This is a genomic window from Enterobacter sp. EC_50, assembly GCF_019584525.1.
In the GTDB taxonomy this organism is placed as follows: Bacteria; Pseudomonadota; Gammaproteobacteria; order Enterobacterales; family Enterobacteriaceae; genus Enterobacter; species Enterobacter roggenkampii.
In genome coordinates, this window is the sequence record NZ_VDAF01000017.1 from 69,661 (window position 1) to 89,063 (window position 19,403).

22 protein-coding genes and 1 pseudogene are annotated in these 19,403 nt (G+C 57.3%); 17 read left to right on the forward strand and 6 right to left on the reverse strand.

The annotated features are described in order from the left end of the window. Positions 1-175 precede the first annotated feature (175 nt). From fliF to rcsA, 14 genes and pseudogenes are all read left to right on the forward strand, one after another. On the forward strand, positions 176-1,855 hold the full coding sequence (gene fliF, locus FHC48_RS15295; RefSeq protein WP_021241384.1) for a flagellar basal-body MS-ring/collar protein FliF: 1,680 nt from the start codon (positions 176-178) through the stop codon (positions 1,853-1,855). After that, positions 1,848-2,846 carry a flagellar motor switch protein FliG gene (gene fliG, locus FHC48_RS15300; protein WP_008500327.1) on the forward strand — a complete coding sequence of 333 codons (999 nt, stop codon included), beginning with the start codon at positions 1,848-1,850 and terminating at the stop codon, positions 2,844-2,846. The genes fliF and fliG overlap by 8 nt, the downstream gene beginning before the upstream one ends. Next, the gene (fliH, locus tag FHC48_RS15305; RefSeq protein ID WP_059365018.1) at positions 2,839-3,546 is read left to right on the forward strand and encodes a flagellar assembly protein FliH; all 708 of its coding nucleotides are present in this window, start codon (positions 2,839-2,841) and stop codon (positions 3,544-3,546) included. The genes fliG and fliH overlap by 8 nt, the downstream gene beginning before the upstream one ends. After that, a complete protein-coding gene (fliI, locus tag FHC48_RS15310) occupies positions 3,546-4,916 on the forward strand; it encodes a flagellar protein export ATPase FliI (RefSeq protein ID WP_008500325.1) in 1,371 nt (456 codons plus the stop codon). Before fliH ends, fliI begins: the two co-directional genes overlap by 1 nt. A 21-nt stretch (positions 4,917-4,937) precedes the next feature. Next, positions 4,938-5,381 (forward strand): flagellar export protein FliJ, encoded by a 444-nt coding sequence (fliJ, locus tag FHC48_RS15315; protein ID WP_021241386.1) that lies wholly within the window; start codon positions 4,938-4,940, stop codon positions 5,379-5,381. Next, positions 5,378-6,607, forward strand: coding sequence for a flagellar hook length control protein FliK (fliK, locus tag FHC48_RS15320; protein WP_059363043.1), 1,230 nt, complete (start codon positions 5,378-5,380; stop codon positions 6,605-6,607). Before fliJ ends, fliK begins: the two co-directional genes overlap by 4 nt. A gap of 106 nt (positions 6,608-6,713) precedes the next feature. After that, entirely contained in the window at positions 6,714-7,184 is a 471-nt protein-coding gene (gene fliL, locus FHC48_RS15325; protein WP_021241388.1) for a flagellar basal body-associated protein FliL, read from the forward strand. A 4-nt stretch (positions 7,185-7,188) separates the two neighbouring features. Further along, positions 7,189-8,193: a flagellar motor switch protein FliM gene (fliM, locus tag FHC48_RS15330; RefSeq protein WP_008500320.1), complete on the forward strand. Its 1,005-nt coding sequence runs from the start codon at positions 7,189-7,191 to the stop codon at positions 8,191-8,193. Beyond that, the gene (gene fliN, locus FHC48_RS15335; RefSeq protein WP_008500318.1) at positions 8,190-8,603 is read left to right on the forward strand and encodes a flagellar motor switch protein FliN; all 414 of its coding nucleotides are present in this window, start codon (positions 8,190-8,192) and stop codon (positions 8,601-8,603) included. Before fliM ends, fliN begins: the two co-directional genes overlap by 4 nt. A gap of 2 nt (positions 8,604-8,605) precedes the next feature. Next, on the forward strand, positions 8,606-8,980 hold the full coding sequence (gene fliO / locus FHC48_RS15340) for a flagellar biosynthetic protein FliO (RefSeq protein WP_032663259.1): 375 nt from the start codon (positions 8,606-8,608) through the stop codon (positions 8,978-8,980). Next, positions 8,980-9,717, forward strand: coding sequence for a flagellar type III secretion system pore protein FliP (fliP, locus tag FHC48_RS15345; RefSeq protein WP_008500316.1), 738 nt, complete (start codon positions 8,980-8,982; stop codon positions 9,715-9,717). The genes fliO and fliP overlap by 1 nt, the downstream gene beginning before the upstream one ends. Before the next feature lie 9 nt (positions 9,718-9,726). Further along, positions 9,727-9,996 (forward strand): flagellar biosynthesis protein FliQ, encoded by a 270-nt coding sequence (fliQ, locus tag FHC48_RS15350; protein ID WP_008500315.1) that lies wholly within the window; start codon positions 9,727-9,729, stop codon positions 9,994-9,996. Between the two features lie 7 nt (positions 9,997-10,003). Next, positions 10,004-10,796 (forward strand): annotated as a pseudogene (fliR, locus tag FHC48_RS15355) (flagellar biosynthetic protein FliR); the annotation flags it as partial. A gap of 287 nt (positions 10,797-11,083) precedes the next feature. Next, a complete protein-coding gene (gene rcsA / locus FHC48_RS15360) occupies positions 11,084-11,707 on the forward strand; it encodes a transcriptional regulator RcsA (protein WP_008500313.1) in 624 nt (207 codons plus the stop codon). A 107-nt stretch (positions 11,708-11,814) separates the two neighbouring features. Here the strand turns inward: rcsA and dsrB are convergent, their stop codons facing one another. Beyond that, entirely contained in the window at positions 11,815-12,003 is a 189-nt protein-coding gene (dsrB, locus tag FHC48_RS15365) for a protein DsrB (RefSeq protein ID WP_008500312.1), read from the reverse strand. A 136-nt stretch (positions 12,004-12,139) separates the two neighbouring features. Between dsrB and yodD the strand changes: the two genes are divergently transcribed. Together yodD and FHC48_RS15375 are read left to right on the forward strand one after the other, a co-directional pair. Beyond that, on the forward strand, positions 12,140-12,367 hold the full coding sequence (gene yodD / locus FHC48_RS15370; protein WP_008500310.1) for a YodD family peroxide/acid resistance protein: 228 nt from the start codon (positions 12,140-12,142) through the stop codon (positions 12,365-12,367). 301 nt (positions 12,368-12,668) lie between these two features. Then, positions 12,669-13,469 (forward strand): mannosyl-3-phosphoglycerate phosphatase-related protein, encoded by an 801-nt coding sequence (locus FHC48_RS15375; protein WP_032652560.1) that lies wholly within the window; start codon positions 12,669-12,671, stop codon positions 13,467-13,469. Here the strand turns inward: FHC48_RS15375 and dgcQ are convergent. The 3 genes from dgcQ to FHC48_RS15390 form a co-directional block, all read right to left on the reverse strand. Continuing rightward, on the reverse strand, positions 13,454-15,154 hold the full coding sequence (dgcQ, locus tag FHC48_RS15380; RefSeq protein ID WP_059365135.1) for a cellulose biosynthesis regulator diguanylate cyclase DgcQ: 1,701 nt from the start codon (positions 15,152-15,154) through the stop codon (positions 13,454-13,456). The two genes, FHC48_RS15375 and dgcQ, sit on opposite strands and share 16 nt — an antisense overlap. Before the next feature lie 73 nt (positions 15,155-15,227). Beyond that, positions 15,228-15,410, reverse strand: coding sequence for a YodC family protein (locus FHC48_RS15385; RefSeq protein WP_008500307.1), 183 nt, complete (start codon positions 15,408-15,410; stop codon positions 15,228-15,230). A gap of 78 nt (positions 15,411-15,488) precedes the next feature. Continuing rightward, positions 15,489-16,400 carry a DUF808 domain-containing protein gene (locus FHC48_RS15390; protein ID WP_008500306.1) on the reverse strand — a complete coding sequence of 304 codons (912 nt, stop codon included), beginning with the start codon at positions 16,398-16,400 and terminating at the stop codon, positions 15,489-15,491. A gap of 178 nt (positions 16,401-16,578) precedes the next feature. On the opposite strand from FHC48_RS15390, the gene yedA reads away from it, so the two are divergent. Then, on the forward strand, positions 16,579-17,493 hold the full coding sequence (gene yedA / locus FHC48_RS15395; protein WP_220420544.1) for a drug/metabolite exporter YedA: 915 nt from the start codon (positions 16,579-16,581) through the stop codon (positions 17,491-17,493). Here the strand turns inward: yedA and FHC48_RS15400 are convergent. Together FHC48_RS15400 and FHC48_RS15405 are read right to left on the reverse strand one after the other, a co-directional pair. Then, a complete protein-coding gene (locus FHC48_RS15400) occupies positions 17,426-17,956 on the reverse strand; it encodes a very short patch repair endonuclease (protein ID WP_220420545.1) in 531 nt (176 codons plus the stop codon). The two genes, yedA and FHC48_RS15400, sit on opposite strands and share 68 nt — an antisense overlap. After that, positions 17,937-19,352, reverse strand: a complete 1,416-nt coding sequence (locus tag FHC48_RS15405) for a DNA cytosine methyltransferase (protein WP_119312137.1) — start codon at positions 19,350-19,352, stop codon at positions 17,937-17,939. The genes FHC48_RS15400 and FHC48_RS15405 overlap by 20 nt, the downstream gene beginning before the upstream one ends. Positions 19,353-19,403: the final 51 nt, after the last annotated feature.

Here is a 19,403-nt window from a genome sequence, read left to right on the forward strand (position 1 = left end):
GATAATGGCGGTAAATAGCATGAAAAAACCAGGTTATTTGACGCATAGAAAATCACGAATCATCAAATAATGGCAGGGCCATCAATATGGAACATTTGTCGTGTTTGCCGACCCGGGAGTCAGTTTTGTTTCTCTACACGAATAACGTAAACCACCAGGATTTAAGAGGTGCGCAATGAGTGCAACAGCATCGACAGCGCCGCAGAATAAATCACTCGAGTGGATGAACCGCCTTCGCGCGAATCCTAAAATCCCGTTGATCGTGGCAGGCGCTGCCGCAATTGCGATCCTTGTAGCGATGGTCCTGTGGGCGAAAAGCCCTGATTACCGGACGCTCTACAGTAACCTTTCCGATCAGGATGGCGGCGCCATCGTCACCCAGCTGACCCAGATGAACATCCCTTATCGCTTTGCCGATAATGGCGGTGCGCTGGAGGTCCCGGCAGATAAGGTGCACGAACTGCGTCTGCGCCTGGCCCAGCAGGGGCTGCCGAAGGGCGGCGCGGTAGGCTTTGAGCTGCTGGATCAGGAAAAATTCGGTATCAGCCAGTTCAGCGAGCAGGTGAACTACCAGCGTGCGCTGGAAGGTGAGCTGGCCCGCACCATTGAAACATTAGGCCCGGTGAAGAGTGCCCGCGTGCACCTGGCGATGCCAAAACCTTCCTTATTTGTCCGCGAACAGAAATCGCCTTCGGCTTCCGTGACCGTGAACCTTGAGCCAGGCCGCGCGCTGGACGAAGGGCAAATCAGCGCGGTGACGCATCTCGTCTCCAGCGCCGTGGCCGGTCTGCCGCCGGGTAACGTGACGCTGGTTGACCAGAGCGGTCACCTGCTGACGCAATCCAATACCGCCGGTCGCGATCTGAATGACGCGCAGCTGAAATATGCCGCCGATGTGGAAAGCCGTCTCCAGCGCCGTATCGAAGCGATCCTGGGTCCGGTGGTGGGCAACAGCAACGTGCACGCGCAGGTCACCGCGCAGATCGACTTCTCGAATAAAGAACAAACCGAAGAGCAGTACAGCCCGAACGGCGATGCGGCGCAGGCGGTTATGCGTTCGCGCCAGATCAACACCAGCGAGCAGATTGGCGGCGCAAACCCGGGCGGCGTGCCGGGCGCGCTGTCTAACCAGCCTGCCCCGGCTAACGCGGCGCCGATCTCTACGCCGCCGGCCAATCAGCAGAACGGCCAGCAGAATAACCAGCAGACCACCTCAACGGCGACGAACAGCGGTCCACGAAACAGCAGCCGTAACGAAACCACGAACTACGAAGTGGATAGAACGATTCGCCACACTAAACTGAACGTGGGCGATATTCAGCGTCTCTCCGTTGCGGTAGTGGTGAACTACAAAACGCTGGCGGATGGCAAACCGTTGCCGTTGACCGCCGAACAGATGAAGCAGATTGAAAACCTGACCCGTGAAGCGATGGGTTACTCCGAGAAGCGCGGCGATACCCTCAACGTGGTGAACTCACCGTTCAACTCGGTGGAAGAGACCGGCGGTGAACTGCCGTTCTGGCAACAGCAGGCGTTTATCGACCAGCTGATGTCCGCAGGACGCTGGCTGCTGGTGCTGATTGTCGCGTGGCTGCTGTGGCGCAAGGGCGTTCGTCCTCAGCTCCAGCGCCGTGCTGAAGCCGAAAAAGCGGCTCGCGAGCAGATGAATGCGCGTCAGGAAACGGAAGAAGCGGTTGAAGTGCGCCTCAGCAAAGATGAACAGATGCAGCAGCGCCGCGCTAACCAGCGCATGGGTGCCGAGGTGATGAGCCAGCGCATTCGCGAAATGTCAGATAACGATCCGCGCGTCGTGGCGCTGGTCATCCGTCAGTGGATGGGTAACGAACATGAGTAATACGCTTACGGGCACCGATAAAAGCGTCATCCTGCTGATGACCATTGGCGAAGATCGCGCGGCGGAGGTGTTTAAACATCTCTCCCAACGGGAAGTGCAAATTCTCAGTGCGGCGATGGCCAACGTGCGTCAAATCTCCAACAAGCAGCTGACCGAAGTGCTGTCGGAGTTTGAGCAGGAAGCCGAACAGTTTGCCGCGCTGAACGTCAACGCCAACGACTACCTGCGTTCCGTGCTGGTCAAGGCGCTGGGCGAAGAGCGTGCCGCCAGCCTGCTGGAAGACATTCTGGAAACGCGCGATACCGCCAGCGGTATCGAAACGCTTAACTTTATGGAACCGCAGAGTGCCGCGGACCTTATTCGCGACGAGCACCCGCAGATTATCGCCACCATCCTTGTCCACCTCAAACGTGGTCAGGCGGCCGATATTCTGGCGCTGTTCGAAGAGCGTCTGCGTCACGATGTGATGCTGCGTATCGCCACCTTCGGCGGCGTTCAGCCTGCCGCGCTGGCGGAGCTGACCGAGGTGCTGAACAACCTGCTCGACGGCCAGAACCTCAAGCGCAGCAAAATGGGCGGCGTGAGAACGGCGGCGGAAATCATCAACCTGATGAAAACGCAGCAGGAAGAGGCCGTCATTACGGCGGTTCGCGAATTCGACGGCGAGCTGGCACAGAAAATCATCGACGAGATGTTCCTGTTCGAAAACCTCGTCGAAGTGGACGACCGCAGCATCCAGCGCCTGCTCCAGGAAGTGGATTCCGAGTCGCTGCTTATCGCCCTCAAAGGCGCCGAGCAGCCGCTGCGCGAGAAGTTCCTGCGCAACATGTCTCAACGTGCGGCCGATATCCTGCGCGACGACCTTGCCAACCGTGGCCCGGTTCGTCTGTCTCAGGTGGAAAACGAACAGAAAGCCATCCTGCTTATCGTTCGTCGTCTGGCGGAAACCGGCGAGATGGTGATTGGCAGCGGAGACGACACCTATGTCTAATGAGCTGCCGTGGAAGCGCTGGACGCCGGACGATCTGGCCCCTCCCCTCTCCGAGTTCACGCCAGCCGTGATCCCGACCGAGGCGCTTGACCCGGACGTCGAGCAGCCCGAGCTGAGCGAAGAGGAGCAGCAGGCGCAAATGCTGGCTCAGCTGCAAATGCAGGCGCACGAGCAGGGCTACAATGCCGGTCTGAACGAAGGCCGGCAGAAAGGCCACGAGCTGGGGTATCAGGAAGGCCTGGCGAAAGGGTTAGAGCACGGTATCGATCAGGCGCGCCAGCAGCAGGCGCCGATCCATGCCCGCATGCAGCAGCTGGTCAGCGAGTTTCAGCACACGCTGGACGCCCTGGACAGCGTGATTGCCTCGCGACTGATGCAGATGGCGCTGGAAGCCGCGCGTCAGGTGATCGGCCAGACGCCGGTGGTGGATAACACTGCGCTGATCAAACAAATTCAGGGTCTGCTGCAGCAGGAGCCGCTGTTCAGCGGGAAGCCGCAGCTGCGCGTCCACCCGGACGACCTGCAGCGCGTGGAAGAGAGCCTGGGCGCGACGCTAAACCTGCACGGCTGGCGTCTTCGCGGCGATCCGTCGTTACATCACGGCGGCTGCAAAGTCTCAGCCGATGAAGGCGATCTGGATGCCAGCGTCGCCACCCGCTGGCAGGAACTGTGTCGCCTGGCGGCACCGGGAGTCGTCTGATGACCGCACGCCTCACCCGCTGGCTCACCACGCTCGACAACTTTGAGACGAAGATGGCGCAACTGCCCTCTGTTCGTCGTTATGGGCGGCTGACGCGCGCCACCGGTCTGGTCCTGGAGGCCACCGGCCTGCAGCTTCCGCTGGGCGCGACCTGCGTGATTGAGCGTCAGGACGGTCTTGAAACGCGTGAAGTAGAAAGCGAAGTGGTCGGGTTCAACGGCCAGCGCCTGTTCCTGATGCCGCTTGAAGAGGTGGAAGGTATTCTGCCCGGCGCGCGCGTGTATGCCAAAAACACGTCCGGCGATGGGCTGCAAAGCGGGAAACAGCTGCCGCTTGGTCCTGCCCTGCTGGGTCGCGTGCTGGACGGCAGCGGGAAGCCGCTCGACGGGCTGCCCTCCCCGGACACCACCGAAACCGGCGCATTAATTACCCAGCCGTTTAACCCCCTGCAGCGTACCCCTATCGAGCATGTGCTCGACACCGGCGTGCGACCGATTAACGCCCTGCTGACCGTGGGACGCGGGCAACGTATGGGCCTCTTCGCCGGGTCAGGCGTGGGTAAATCCGTCCTGCTCGGCATGATGGCGCGCTACACCCAGGCGGACGTTATCGTCGTGGGCCTGATCGGCGAGCGCGGTCGTGAAGTAAAAGACTTTATTGAAAACATTCTGGGTGCGGAAGGCCGTGCCCGCTCGGTGGTCATTGCCGCACCGGCGGACGTGTCGCCGTTACTGCGTATGCAGGGGGCAGCCTATGCCACCCGCATCGCCGAAGATTTTCGTGACCGCGGCAAGCACGTGCTGCTGATTATGGATTCGCTGACCCGCTACGCGATGGCGCAGCGTGAAATCGCGCTGGCTATCGGTGAGCCACCGGCGACCAAAGGCTACCCGCCTTCGGTCTTCGCCAAACTCCCTGCCCTGGTGGAACGCGCGGGGAACGGCATCAGCGGCGGCGGCTCCATCACTGCGTTCTATACGGTGCTGACCGAAGGCGATGACCAGCAGGATCCGATTGCCGACTCCGCGCGCGCGATCCTTGACGGCCATATTGTGCTGTCGCGTCGTCTGGCCGAAGCCGGACACTATCCGGCGATAGATATTGAAGCCTCTATCAGCCGCGCGATGACGGCGCTGATAACCGAGAAGCACTACGCCCGCGTGCGTAACTTTAAACAACTCCTCTCCAGCTTCCAGCGCAACCGCGATCTGGTGAGCGTGGGGGCGTATGCCAAAGGCAGCGACCCGATGCTCGACAAAGCGATTACCCTGTGGCCGCAGCTGGAGGCATTTTTGCAACAAGGCATTTTTGAACGTGCCGACTGGGAAGATTCAATTCAGGCTCTGGAGCTGATTTTCCCGCAGGTGTAACACAGGTGGAGGGCGAAGGTCATGGCGCAAAACAGCGCGTTATCAACGCTGAAAGATCTGGCTGAAAAAGAAGTTGATGATGCCGCATTGCAGCTTGGCGCAATGCGACGCGGGTGCCAGCAGGCTGAAGAACAGTTGAAGATGTTAATCGACTATCAGCATGAATATCGCACCAACCTCAATACCGATATGACACAGGGCATTGGAAGCCAGCGCTGGATTAACTATCAGCAGTTTATCCAGACGCTGGAGAAGGCGATAGATCAGCATCGCCAGCAGCTTCACCAGTGGACCCAGAAAGTCGATACCGCGCTGAATTTCTGGCGCGAGAAGAAGCAGCGACTGCAGGCCTGGCAGACCTTACAGGACCGACAGATTGCGGCAACGACCCTGGCGGAAAACCGCCTGGATCAGAAAAAAATGGATGAGTTTGCCCAGCGCGCATCAATGAGGAAACCGGAATGATCACACTGCAACAACTGCTGATGAGCGACAGCGACCTGTCAGGCGGTACGCAGACAGGAAAAGGCACCGACGGTGCACAGGACTTTCTCGCGCTGCTCGCGGGCGCCCTGTCGGACGCGACGGGCAAGGGCAACGATGCGCCCCTGACGCTGGCTGACCTGAAAGCCGCCGGCAGCAAGCTGTCCCACGTTGCTCAGGACGCCAAAGGGGATACCACCCTGCAGGCCAAAATTGCCGACCTGCTCTCGCGTCAAACTGCGCTGAATGGCGATGAAACGTCGTCCGTCACGTCGCTTGATACGCTGGTATCCGGGCTGGTGCCGCTGTCAAAGGGTGATGCCCTGAAAACGCTTAATGCGGTCAACAGCAAAGATGACGGCAAAAGCGAGCTGAGCGAAGAGGAGCTGGCCGGGTTAAGCGCGCTGATGGCCATGCTGCCGCACCAGCAGACCAGCACCTCACGTGCGGCAGGCAGTGACGGTGTGTCCGCCACCGCAACGCTGAGTTCAGCGGCGCTGACGCAAAACGGCGCGGGCCAGCCGTCCCTGAACGCGCTTCCGGGAAGCCATGATAAAGCCCAGAGTGCTGCGCCTTATCAGAGCCAGGCGAAAAACAGCGACCCGGCCCTGTCGGGTAACGCGCCGGCCACGCCGGCCGTGGCCGCAACGGCAGAGAAGCAGGAGCTTGCCAGTTCCTCCTCCTCAGCCTCACCGACGGCAACCCTGGCACCGATTATGTCCAGCCATGCGACCAGTCAGACGGCCGCCACCGTCGCCACCGCGCCGGTGTTAAGCCAGCCTCTGGGTACGCATGAATGGCAGCAGTCCCTGAGCCAGCACATCACCCTGTTCACTAAACAGGGCCAGCAGACAGCCGAGCTGCGTCTGCACCCGGAAGATCTGGGTCAGGTGCAAATTTCGCTTAAGCTGGATGATAACCAGGCACAGCTGCAGATGGTTTCTGCGCACAGCCATGTCCGTGCGGCGCTGGAAGCCGCGCTGCCGGTCCTGCGAACCTCACTGGCGGAGAACGGCATTCAGCTTGCGCAAAGCAGCGTCAGCAGCGAGAGCTTTGCCGGGCAGCAGCAGTCCTCATCCCAGCAGCACCAGGCTTCGCGTTCCGGCAACACCGGCGGCTTTAATGACGAGAGCGATGAGTTACTGCCTGTCCCTGCCGCTCTGCAATCCGCCGCGCGCGGTAACAGTGCCGTAGACATCTTCGCCTAAACGCCAGAGGTAGCGTGATTATCCCCGTCTTTTCCACGCTTTGACGACAGCAGGACACGGGATAATCACCTTATTAAGCTGTACCGAAACAGGAAGCTCGTATCAGATGACTGACTCCGCTATCACCAAAAAAAGTAAGCGTTCCATCTGGATCCCGCTGCTGGTGTTGATCACGCTCGCCGCCTGCGCTACCGCGGGCTATAGTTACTGGCGTATGCAGCAGGAACCTTCGACCGCTGCGGCCAAAGCCGAACCTGCACCACCGCCGGCGCCGGTATTTTTCCCTCTGGACACCTTCACCGTGAACCTCGGTGACGCGGATCGTGTGCTGTATGTCGGTATTACGCTGCGCCTGAAGGATGAAGCCACGCGCGCGCGTCTGAATGATTATCTTCCGGAGGTGCGTAGCCGCCTTCTGCTGCTGTTCTCTCGTCAGGACGCTTCGGCGCTGGCCACCGATGTGGGTAAGCAAAAGCTGGTCGACGCCATTAAACAAACGCTGGCGACCCCGCTGGTAAACGGCCAACCTAAGCAGGAAGTCACTGACGTTCTGTATACAGCCTTCATTCTGCGGTAACGACATGGGCGACAGTATTCTTTCTCAGGCAGAAATCGATGCGCTGCTCAACGGCGACAGCGATAAAAGTGATGATCCGCAACCGGGTATTGGCGGCGATAGCGATATTCGTCCCTATGACCCGAATACCCAGCGTCGCGTGGTACGTGAACGTCTGCAGGCGCTGGAGATCATTAACGAACGTTTTGCACGTCAGTTCCGTATGGGGCTGTTTAACCTGCTGCGTCGTAGCCCGGATATTACGGTCGGTGCGATCCGCATTCAGCCGTATCACGAGTTTGCCCGCAACCTGCCGGTGCCAACCAACCTCAACCTGATTCATCTGAAGCCGCTGCGCGGCACCGGTCTGGTGGTGTTTTCGCCAAGCCTGGTGTTCATCGCGGTGGATAACCTGTTCGGCGGCGACGGGCGTTTCCCGACCAAAGTAGAAGGTCGCGAATTCACCCACACCGAACAGCGCGTCATTAACCGCATGCTGAAGCTGGCGCTGGAGTCCTACAGCGACGCGTGGAAAGCGATTAACCCGCTGGAAGTGGAGTACGTCCGTTCTGAGATGCAGGTGAAATTTACCAATATCACCACCTCCCCGAACGATATCGTCGTGAATACGCCGTTCCACGTGGAGATCGGTAACCTGACCGGCGAGTTCAACATCTGCCTGCCGTTCAGCATGATCGAACCGCTGCGCGAGCTGCTGGTTAACCCGCCGCTGGAGAACTCGCGCAACGAAGACCAGAACTGGCGTGAAAACCTGGTCCGCCAGGTCCAGCATTCGCAGCTTGAGCTGGTGGCGAGCTTCGCCGATATCCCGCTGCGGTTATCTCAGATCCTGAAATTACAACCCGGTGATGTTTTGCCGATAGAAAAACCCGACCGCATTATTGCCCATGTGGATGGTGTCCCCGTGCTGACAAGCCAGTACGGCACGATTAACGGTCAGTATGCGTTACGCGTTGAGCACTTGATCAACCCGATTTTGAATTCGCTGAATGAGGAACAGCCCAAATGAGTGACATGAACAATCCGTCCGATGAAAACAGCGGAGCACTGGACGATCTGTGGGCTGACGCGTTAAACGAGCAAAAAGCGACCCCGGCCAAAAGCGCAGCGGATGCCGTATTCCAGCAGCTTGGCGGCGGTGACGTCAGCGGCACGCTGCAGGATATCGACCTGATTATGGATATCCCGGTTAAGCTGACCGTTGAGCTGGGACGCACCCGCATGACCATTAAAGAGCTGCTGCGCCTGACGCAGGGCTCCGTAGTCGCCCTTGACGGTCTGGCCGGCGAGCCGCTGGATATTCTGATCAACGGCTATCTGATTGCTCAGGGTGAAGTGGTGGTGGTGGCCGATAAATACGGCGTACGCATCACCGACATCATTACCCCGTCTGAACGTATGCGTCGTCTGAGCCGTTAAGCATGAAAACCCAGGCAACAGTATCGCAACCTTCTGCCGTTCCCGGCTCGCCTCTGCTCCAGGTGAGCGGGGCGTTGTTCGGTATTATTGCCTTTATTCTTATCGCCGCCTGGCTGGCGAAGCGCTTTGGCCTGGCGGGGAAAACCGCCGGTGCCCGCGGGCTGAAGGTCAGCGCCAGCACCACGCTGGGGCCGCGTGAACGCGTGGTCATCGTCGAGGTGGACGATGCGCGCCTGGTCCTGGGCGTCACGGCGTCAAACATCAGCGTGTTACATAAACTGCCGCCCGCCCCTGTTGTGGTGGACGAGCGTGCAGAGGCCCCTGCGGATTTCCAGTCCGTGATGAAGAGTTTGCTTAAGCGTTCCGGGAGATCCTGATGCGCCGTTTGTTATCCCTGACGCTTGCGGGCGTTGGCCTGTTTGCTCCCGCGGTCTATGCGCAACTGCCCGGTCTGGTTTCTACCCCGCTCGCGGGCGGCGGCCAAAGCTGGTCGCTTCCGGTTCAGACGCTGGTGTTCATCACCTCGCTGACGTTTATTCCGGCTATCCTGCTGATGATGACCAGCTTTACCCGCATCATCATCGTTTTTGGTCTGCTGCGAAACGCGCTCGGCACCCCTTCCGCTCCGCCAAACCAGGTTCTGCTCGGGCTGGCGCTGTTTTTGACCTTTTTCATTATGTCGCCGGTGATCGATAAGATTTACACCGACGCCTACCAGCCGTTCAGCGAAGATAAAATCTCTATGCAGGAGGCGCTGGATAAAGGCGCGCAGCCGCTGCGGGAATTTATGCTGCGTCAGACGCGAGAAGCCGACCTGGCCCTCTTTGCCCGCCTGTCCAACACCGGCGAGCTGCAGGGACCGGAAGCGGTACCCATGCGTATTCTGCTGCCCGCCTATGTGACCAGCGAGCTGAAAACCGCATTCCAGATTGGCTTTACCATCTTTATTCCGTTCCTGATTATCGACCTGGTGATCGCCAGCGTCCTGATGGCGCTCGGGATGATGATGGTGCCGCCCGCGACCATCGCCCTGCCCTTTAAGATCATGCTCTTTGTGCTGGTCGACGGCTGGCAGCTGCTGGTCAGCTCGCTGGCGCAGAGTTTCTACAGTTAAGGAACGGCAATGACACCCGAATCGGTCATGATGATGGGCACGGAGGCGATGAAAATCGCGATTGCCGTTGCCGCGCCGCTGCTGCTTGTCGCGCTGGTTACCGGTCTGATTATCAGTATTCTCCAGGCCGCCACGCAGATTAACGAAATGACGCTGTCATTCATCCCGAAAATCATCGCCGTGTTCGTGGCGATTATCGTGGCCGGGCCGTGGATGCTGAACCTGCTGCTGGACTATATGCGCAACCTGTTTACCAACCTGCCGTACATCATCGGCTGACCTGACGATGCTGCACTTCACCAGCGACCAGTGGGTTCAGTGGCTCGGCGTCTATTTCTGGCCGATGCTGCGCATCATGGCGCTGATCTCCACCGCCCCCATTCTCAGCGAGAAATCGATCCCTAAGCGTGTCAAAGTGGGGCTGGGCATCATCATCTCCATTATCGTCGCCCCGTCTCTTCCGCCGGTGGATATTCCGATCTTCTCGGCGAATGCGGTATGGGTGGCCCTGCAGCAGGTGATGATTGGCGTCGCCGTTGGCTTTACCATGCAGCTCGCCTTTGCCGCGGTGCGTACCGCGGGGGAACTGATTGGCCTGCAGATGGGGCTATCGTTCGCCACGTTTGTTGACCCTGGCAGTCATCTCAACATGCCCGTGCTGGCGCGCATTATCGATCTGCTCGCCATGCTGCTGTTCCTGTCGTTCAACGGCCATCTGTGGCTTATCTCCATGCTGGTGGACACGTTCCATACGCTGCCGATTGGCGAAAATCCGGTGAACAGCAATGCGTTTCTGGCGCTCACCCGCGCGGCGGGGCTGATCTTCCTGAACGGGCTGATGCTGGCGCTGCCGATCATCACCCTGCTGCTGACCGTCAACCTGGCGTTAGGTTTACTCAACCGAATGGCACCGCAGCTTTCGGTGTTTGTCATTGGTTTTCCGCTGACGCTGACGGTCGGAATTTTATTAATGTCATTACTGATGCCACTTATCGCTCCCTTCTGTGAACATTTATTCGGCGAGATATTCAACCTGTTAGCGGATATTGTCAGCGAACTGCCACGTAAATAATAGCCCGCACTGTTGTTACTGTCTTTCTGAGGATATTCCTAAAATAAAACGCGAAAAACATCTTCCAGGATATATCTGACGCGGTTTAATTGTTTCTAACCACCTCACAATACTTAATATTTACTTTACTTTAAGAAGATTCCTGGCAAATTATACGTAACTTTACGGGATAGTGAGTCCGCCTGAAAGTCTTTGTCATGCTCACAGGTTTATTATTTTTTTCCATCCCGTATGGCTGTTTTGAGCTCTCAGGCAGATGGTGAATTATCGTTACGCATTGAGTGAGGGTATGCCATGTCAACGATCATTATGGATTTATGCAGCTACACCCGGCTAGGGTTAACCGGGTACCTGGCAAGCAGAGGGGTAAGAAAGAGAGACATCAACGATGCACACACCGTTGACGAACTCGCAGCCGCTTGTGACGAACTAAAACCAGGCGTGGTGTTTATTAATGAGGACTGTTTCATTCACGATCCAGCCAACAGTCAGCACATTAAGCAAATCATTAATCAGCATCCAAAAACCCTGTTTATTGTTTTTATGGCGATCGCGAATATCCATTTCGATGAGTATTTGTTGGTCCGTAAAAATTTATTGATCAGTTCTAAATCGATTAAACCCGAGTCGCTGGATGACATTTTGGGTGATTATTTGAATAAAGAAGTTAAAAATGTAGGAGCGGTTAACTTACCCACCCTATCATTAAGCAGGACTGAATCAAGTATGCTGCGAATGTGGATGGCGGGACAAGGAACTATTCAGATCTCCGACCAGATGAATATTAAAGCGAAAACCGTTTCATCACACAAAGGAAATATTAAACGGAAAATTAAAACGCATAATAAGCAAGTGATCTACCACGTGGTACGCCTGACCGATAATGTGACGAACGGGATTTTCGTCAACATGCGTTAGTCGCTTAAGAAAAGACCCTGTGCACCCTACCTTTGATCTCTGGCCTGGCCAGAGATTTTTGCTTTTACAGCGGGTGTCGGGCACGCAATGTGCTACCCGACGCCGTGCTAGTCTGCTTTCTCTACAAAAATCCCGTCCGGATGCCCCAGTTCGTTAAAAAACCAAATGCCGAGCGGGTAGTCTTCCAGTGATACCAGGTACATTGTACCTTCGCTAAACTCTTCAATTGCCAGCACCACACCCGGGCGGCGCGGCCCACCGTCCGTTTTAACGGTTACCCGATCGTTGACCTTCATACATTCCTCCTCTGGTTTTGAGCCAGTGTAGAACAAAACGCAAAAACGCACATCGCCGCCCGGCGTGAATGGCGTTTTTATGCACAGGCTATACTTAACCCTGGACACGTTTGCAGGTTGAAAGAGGAGTCCCGCAATGAAGACCGATAAAGAGTACAGCGATACCATCAAGCGCGAAGTCGAGGTGGATGTCGATGCCCTGCTGGCCGCCATCAATGAGATCAGCGAGTCAGAAGTCCGCCGCTCGGACGACAATTCGGACCGCGTCATTGTCAACGGAAGGGATTATCACACCTATCGCGAGCTGGCCGAGGCCTTCGAGCTCGATATTCACGACTTTAGCGTGTCGGAAGCCAATCGTTAGGGCGAAAAAAATCCCGGTCATGGGGATGACCGGGATCAAAACTTGCTTATGCAAGAAGCACTTGAAAATTCGTTACACCAGGAAATCTGATGTACATGCCACACTATCCCCAACGAATTTGTCTGACAAGCATATATTCTTAGGATGAATATAATATTTTTAACATAATGCTTTTGGTTATGAGCAATAACATACGCCGAATGCGGGTTTGCCAGGGAATACTCTCATTTTTCCGGTTAACAATTCGGATATTTTTTAGGAATTTTCTTAGAGAGAAACGCATCCGTCACCAGGAGTCACTATGCCTTCACTGCGGGATACCTTGCTGATTTTTTCCGACCTGGATGGCTCGTTGCTGGATATTCATACCTATGACTGGCAACCCGCCATGCCCTGGCTGGACAGGCTGCAGGATAACCAGATTCCGATCATTCTCTGCAGCAGCAAAACCGCGGCAGAGATGCTGGATATTCAGCAGGATCTGGGGCTGGAAGGCCTGCCGTTTATTGCCGAGAACGGCGCGGTGATTCAGCCTGACGTGCGCTGGGACAATATCCAGCGTCAGATTAGAGGGATGACGCACCGGGATATTCGTCCGCGGATCGAGCAGATTCGCCTGCAGACGGGCTTTAAATTCACCACCTTTGACGATGTGGATGAGCACGTTATTAGCGAGTGGACCGGACTGACGCGCTACCGTTCGACGCTTGCCCGCAAGCACGAAGCCTCCGTCACGCTGATCTGGCGCGATACCGACGAGAACTTGCTTCAGTTTGAAGAGGAACTGGCGCACAGCGGCCTGCAATGCCTGCAGGGGGCGCGCTTCTGGCATATTCTGGACGCCCGCTGCGGTAAAGACGTGGCGGTTAACTGGCTGATTGAACGGTATCGCGAGCAGGAAGACATTGAACCCACCACGCTAGGGCTCGGCGACGGTCCCAACGATGCGCCGCTGCTCGACAGCATGGACTTCGCGGTGGTGATCAAGGGGATTAACCGCCAGGGCATCACGCTACGGGACGATAACCCCGCGCGGGTCTATCACACCCAACAGCCCGGGCCTGCGGGCTGGCAGGAGGGGCTGGATCATTTCCTGTCCTGATCCCGCCACACGACCCGGTTACGCCCGCTCTGCTTGGCCTGATACAGCCGGGCGTCCGCCACGGACTGCAGCTGTTCAAAATCGTAATTGCCCGTTTCATCCGCGCTGCTGACGCCCAGTGACGCGCTGATGCGCAGGGTTGTGCTCTTCTTCACCAGGATCTCCTTACTGTTGATTCGGCAACGAATGCGTTCGGCGACGCCTCTCGCCTCCTCCAGACCAAGACCGGGAAGGACCACACAAAACTCTTCGCCACCGACGCGTCCGGCTACGTCATTCTTGCGTAACGCGCTGGCAATCACGCCTGCCGTATGGGAAAGCACCTTATCACCGGCCTGATGGCCAAAACGGTCGTTGATGTTTTTAAAATAGTCGAGATCGATCTGAATCACCGAGAACGGCAGCGACTGCTGACGACAGGTTTCCGCCAGCAATTTTGCGCGGTCGAACAGCGCGCCGCGATTATTCAATCGGGTCAGCGGATCGTGCCAGGCCTGCCACTGGAGCGAGTGCTGAAGCGTATACATGTTACTCACCATCCGACGGATCACCAGCCACGAGATCAACAGCATGGCGGTAAAGAGCGCCCACAGCAGCGCCAGCACAATGCTGATACTGCCGAAGTCGTCCTGCACCCCTTCGTGCAGGGTGTGGATCCGCAGGACGACGCCATCGAAATGATCGAGCCGCTCCCAGGTGATAAACCGGCTCCCGAGGCGGATACCGCCGCCGGTATCATGCTCAATCGCCTGGGCAATCTGCGCCGTTTCGCGTTCGTCAAACTGGTTAACCGGACTCCCCGCGTGGGCTGAGGTGGCAATCATATTAAGCCTAGTATCGTACAGCTGATACTCCCCCTCCGTCCGGTCTTCCGTCGCGTCGGTCAGCAAACGCTGCATCGTGTCTAATGTTAAATCCATCGCCACGACGCCGTACCAGTAATGATCGAAATAGATGGGAACGCTGGCGGTGATCGTGCGTTCATCCCCGGTCCAGGATGAAGGCGTGGAGATAAACCAGCGCACGGCGCGGGCGCGGTTGTTACGCTCTGACTGCTGGGTAAACCAGGACTGTGTGACCAGATTATAATAGCGGGCGGTAATATCACCCGCCCGATCCGGCGTATCCGTGGAAAGGAAAAATCCGGCGCGGGAGACGTAGATCACCCGCGCTTCCGTTTGCGCTCTCGATGACGCCAGCCTGAGCAGATACCCCACTTCGAGCGCGGCAGAAATTTCATGACTGATGCGTTCAGCGTCCCGATTCAGAAGCGTGGTTTTATCCACGAACGCATCCGAGACCCCGTTGATGGGAAGGGTGCGCTTTTTATCAACGGCGAGCTGCCAGGTGGGGAGCATGCGGACGGTGTTAAAGCGTGACACCGCGTCCTGTAGGACATCAAAGGCCAGCGGCGTCTCGATTGCATCATGCATGCCCTGGCGGAATAACAGCATCCTGTCAACGCTGTTCTGTAACTGCCTGTCCAGCGAACTGGCCACCGTATCCAGATGGTTGCGCTGGCTGGAGATGTACGCTTCTTCCAGTACCACCACCTCACGCCAGGTCAGGAGCGTGGAAAACACCAGAACGATCAGAAAACAGAGATTAACAATCCGCCCCGGATTGCTACGCTTATGCAGCCATTGCAAAAAAGTTTGTCTTACAACAAAGGTATCGCGCTGCACACACACTCCCTGATTACTGCTCTATACCCGAAACCTGAGATAAAAACGCCCGGCAAAGCCGGGCGTTATGTGATTAAGCCTTGTCCCGTTTGTGCTGCCCGTCCCCCGGCTGAAGCTCATCTTCACGGAATGCTTCCCGCTTGATGCTATAGCCATCGTGCCACCGGCATTCCACCATTCCGCTGGAATACCCGGTGACGATCATACGTGGGCCGCCCTTTTTAGGCTTAACTTCATCACTGACCAAAAAGACCATACCTGCCTCCTGTATCAGGGTGAAACTGTTTCAATTTAGACGAGGAATGGTCTTTTTGCATCCTGCCGACGGTAACAATTAGTGCGACGTGCCGCGAATTTTCTCAACCAGCTTCACCGCCGCAACGACGATAGCGCCAATGATAAAGCCCAGCACCAGGTTCAGCAGCGTAGGCAGAATCGCCGCGATAACGGCCCCCTGCGTGGAGGAGAAATGTTCGATGGCATGGTGCAGCGGCGCAATGCCGTGAACCACAATTCCGCCGCCTACGAGGAACATCGCCAGCGTGCCCACCACCGATAAGCTCTTCATCAGCCAGGGCGCCAGCACCAGCAGGCTTTTGCCGATGCCTCTTGCCACCGCGCTCGACTTTTCTTCCAGCCAGTAGCCAATATCGTCCAGCTTGACGATCAGTCCCACCAGACCGTACACGCCCACGGTGACCAGAATCGCGATGCCGGAGAGAATCAGGACCTGATTCAGGAGCGGCGCGTCAGAGACAATCCCCAGCGTAATCGCGACGATTTCTGCAGACAGAATAAAGTCGGTACGAATGGCGCCTTTGACCTTATCGCGCTCGAAGGTTTTCGGATCCTGCGCGGCCAGCGCTTCAAGACGCTGCTGGCGCACCTCCGGCGTATCGCTCTGCTTGCGCGCGCTAAAGGAGTGCAGCACCTTCTCCACGCCCTCGAAGCAGAGAAATGCCCCACCGATCATCAGTAACGGCGTGATGGCCCAGGGGATAAAGGCGCTGATCAGCAGCGCCAGCGGCACCAGAATCACCTTGTTCAGGAAGGAGCCTTTCGCCACGCCCCACACCACCGGCAGTTCACGGTTTGCCCTCACCCCACTCACCTGCTGCGCGTTAAGCGATAAATCATCGCCCAGCACGCCTGCGGTTTTCTTCGCCGCCAGTTTCCCCATCACTGAAATGTCGTCCAGTAGTGTGGCTATATCATCCAGCAATGTTAATAAGCTACTTCCTGCCAAAATCTTAATCCTTCATTTTTTGGTAATTAAGTGAATAGTATGGAGCAAAAGCGCAAACCCGGAAACAGGCACCTTACGTCAACAAAAAATTCACATCAGCTACACAATTAAAGGGCTCGCCAGCGCGATAGTTTTCGCGTTTACTATCAGCGACCTTTTTATTTCGTCGTGAGGGATTATGCGTTTTCGGCAATTGCTACCGCTCATCGGGGCACTCTTTTCGCTGTACATCATCTGGGGCTCAACCTACTTTGTCATTCGCATCGGCGTGGAAAGCTGGCCGCCGCTGATGATGGCGGGCATCCGCTTCCTTTCGGCGGGTATCCTGCTGCTGGCCTTCCTGATGCTGCGCGGGCATAAGCTTCCCCCGCTGCGCCCGATGCTGAATGCCGCCCTGATCGGCCTGCTGCTGCTGGCAGTGGGGAACGGGTTTGTGACGATTGCCGAGCACCAGAACGTCCCGTCCGGGATCGCCGCCGTGGTCGTTGCCACCGTACCGCTGTTTACCCTCTGCTTCAGCCGTCTTTTCGGCATCCGCACCCGCAAGCTGGAATGGCTGGGGATTGGGATTGGGCTGGCCGGCATTGTTCTGCTCAACAGCGGCGGCAACCTGAGCGGGAATCCGTGGGGCGCGGTCATTATCCTGATCGGCTCGATGAGCTGGGCGTTCGGCTCCGTCTACGGGTCGCGTATCGAACTGCCGACCGGCATGATGGCCGGTGCGATTGAGATGCTCGCCGCGGGGATTGTCCTGCTTCTGGCCTCCACCCTGACGGGAGAAAAGCTGACCGCGCTGCCGGACCTGTCGGGCTTTCTCGCGGTAGGCTACCTGGCGCTGTTTGGCTCTATCATCGCCATTAACGCCTATATGTTCCTGATCCGCAACGTCTCCCCGGCGGTCGCCACCAGCTACGCCTACGTTAACCCGGTCGTAGCCGTGCTGCTCGGGACAGGACTGGGAGGAGAAACGCTCTCGCCTGTGGAATGGATTGCTTTAGGGATCATCGTGTTTGCTGTCGTGCTGGTCACGCTGGGCAAATATCTGCTGCCGGCAAAACCGGTGGCCACGCCTTGTGAGGTGGAGAAACCGTAAGCAGGTGAATACCCTGCGTGTCGATCTGCGCGGTCTGACCGCCGCCGCAGATCCACTCTTCCAGCCGTTCGCGCAGATCGGTATCGTTCAGCTTTAGTCTGCCTCTCAGCGCACACTCCCAGACGATCAGCACCCGCCAGCCCTGCGCAATCAGCGCGGTGAGATCCCGTTTGTCGCGCGCGACGTTCTTGCCAATCTTATCCAGCCAGAAATCGGTGCGCGTCGCGGGGACTTTGAAGAGGTAGCAGTCGTGGTGGTGCCAGAAACAGCCGTGGGTAAAGATGATGCACTGCCAGGCGTCGAGGACGAAATCGGGACGCCCCGCCAGGGCGGGATCCTGCACGCGAAAGTCAAACCCTGCCTGCGTCAGCAGCGCGGCCAGGCGCTTTTCAATGGCGGTGTCACGCGTGCCGATGGCACGCATGTTTTTACTGCGCGTGGCCTTATCGTGAACGTCCGTCATTGACGGCCTCACTCTGGCGTAGCGCCACCGCCTGTCTGATGCGCGGAGCCAGCAGTTTTGCGACAGCCGCAAACGCGGGAACGACGACCGAGTTACCAAACTGGCGGTACGCCTGGGTGTCTGAAACCGGAATGCGGAAACCATAGCCTTGCGGCGTTTCAAAGCCCATCAACCGGGCGCATTCCCGCGGCGTTAAGCGCCGTGGGCGATGACGCTGGTTGTGCGGATCGTCGAAATCTTTTTCACCCAGCGCTTTATCCCAGCCTCTGTCGATCAGGATTTCCGCGCCGTCTTTATAGTAGCGAGCAGACAGCGTACGGGTGACGCTGTGCGGATCGTTCGGGTTGACCATCCCAAAACCGAAGCCGTTGCCTTTCGCCTGATGCTTCTTGGCATAGCGGTAAAGGTATTTCCACAGCACCGGGGTCAGGATAAATTTCGCGTCGACGACCGGTTCCAGCAGGTCGGCCACGGTAGGACGGCGCTCGGGATACAGAGAAGGAATATCCCGCAGGGTGAAATCCCCTTTCAGATTGAGATCGCGGCGGAAGCCCACCAGCACGATACGTTCGCGATGCTGGGGCAGGAAATGTTTCCCATCAATGATTTTAGGATCGTCCGCGCCCATGTCCTCTGAATCGGCCACGTCATAACCCAGCTCATCCAGCGTTTGCATGATAATGCGGAAGGTTTTCCCGCCGTCGTGGCTTTTTAAGTTTTTGACGTTTTCCAGTACAAAAATGGCCGGACGACGGGCGTCAATAATGCGCGCCACGTCAAAAAACAGCGTTCCCTGCGTATCGCAGGCGAAACCGTGGGCGCGTCCGAGGGCATTCTTCTTGGAGACGCCGGCCAGCGAAAAAGGCTGGCACGGGAAGCCGGCCAGCAGCACGTCATGCGCGGGGATCGTCTGACGAATATGCTCGTCGGCCTGCTCATCGCTCACGCCGCTTTTATGGCTCAGGGTGACATCGCGAATATCGGCGTTGAAATGATGCTCGTGCGGGTCGCAGTACCAGTTGGCCTTATAGGTCCGCACGGCGTGCTTGTTCCACTCGCTGGTAAATACGCACTGTCCGCCGATAGCTTCAAAACCGTGCCGAATACCGCCGATACCGGCAAACAGATCGATAAACCGGAAGGCATAGTTCGGGTGCGCGGCAGAAGGTCGCGGAAGCAGGTTTTGCAGATAACGAAACTCGCCTTCACTCAGGCGACGCCCTGCTCGCTCGCTGGTCAGCAGACGTTTAAGGATCGCCGGGCTCCAGTGGCTTTCGCCGTGCGCCACCAGCAGACTGGCCAGCGTTTTAGCATCATAGATATCCAACAGCTGGCGCAGTAAGGCCTGCACCGTTGCCGTTGATTTCTCAGCCTGCGCGGGCGCGGGCTCTTTCACTGCTCGATTTTCCTGCATTCTTTTAACCGGAGAGTAAAGACTGGGAACAGA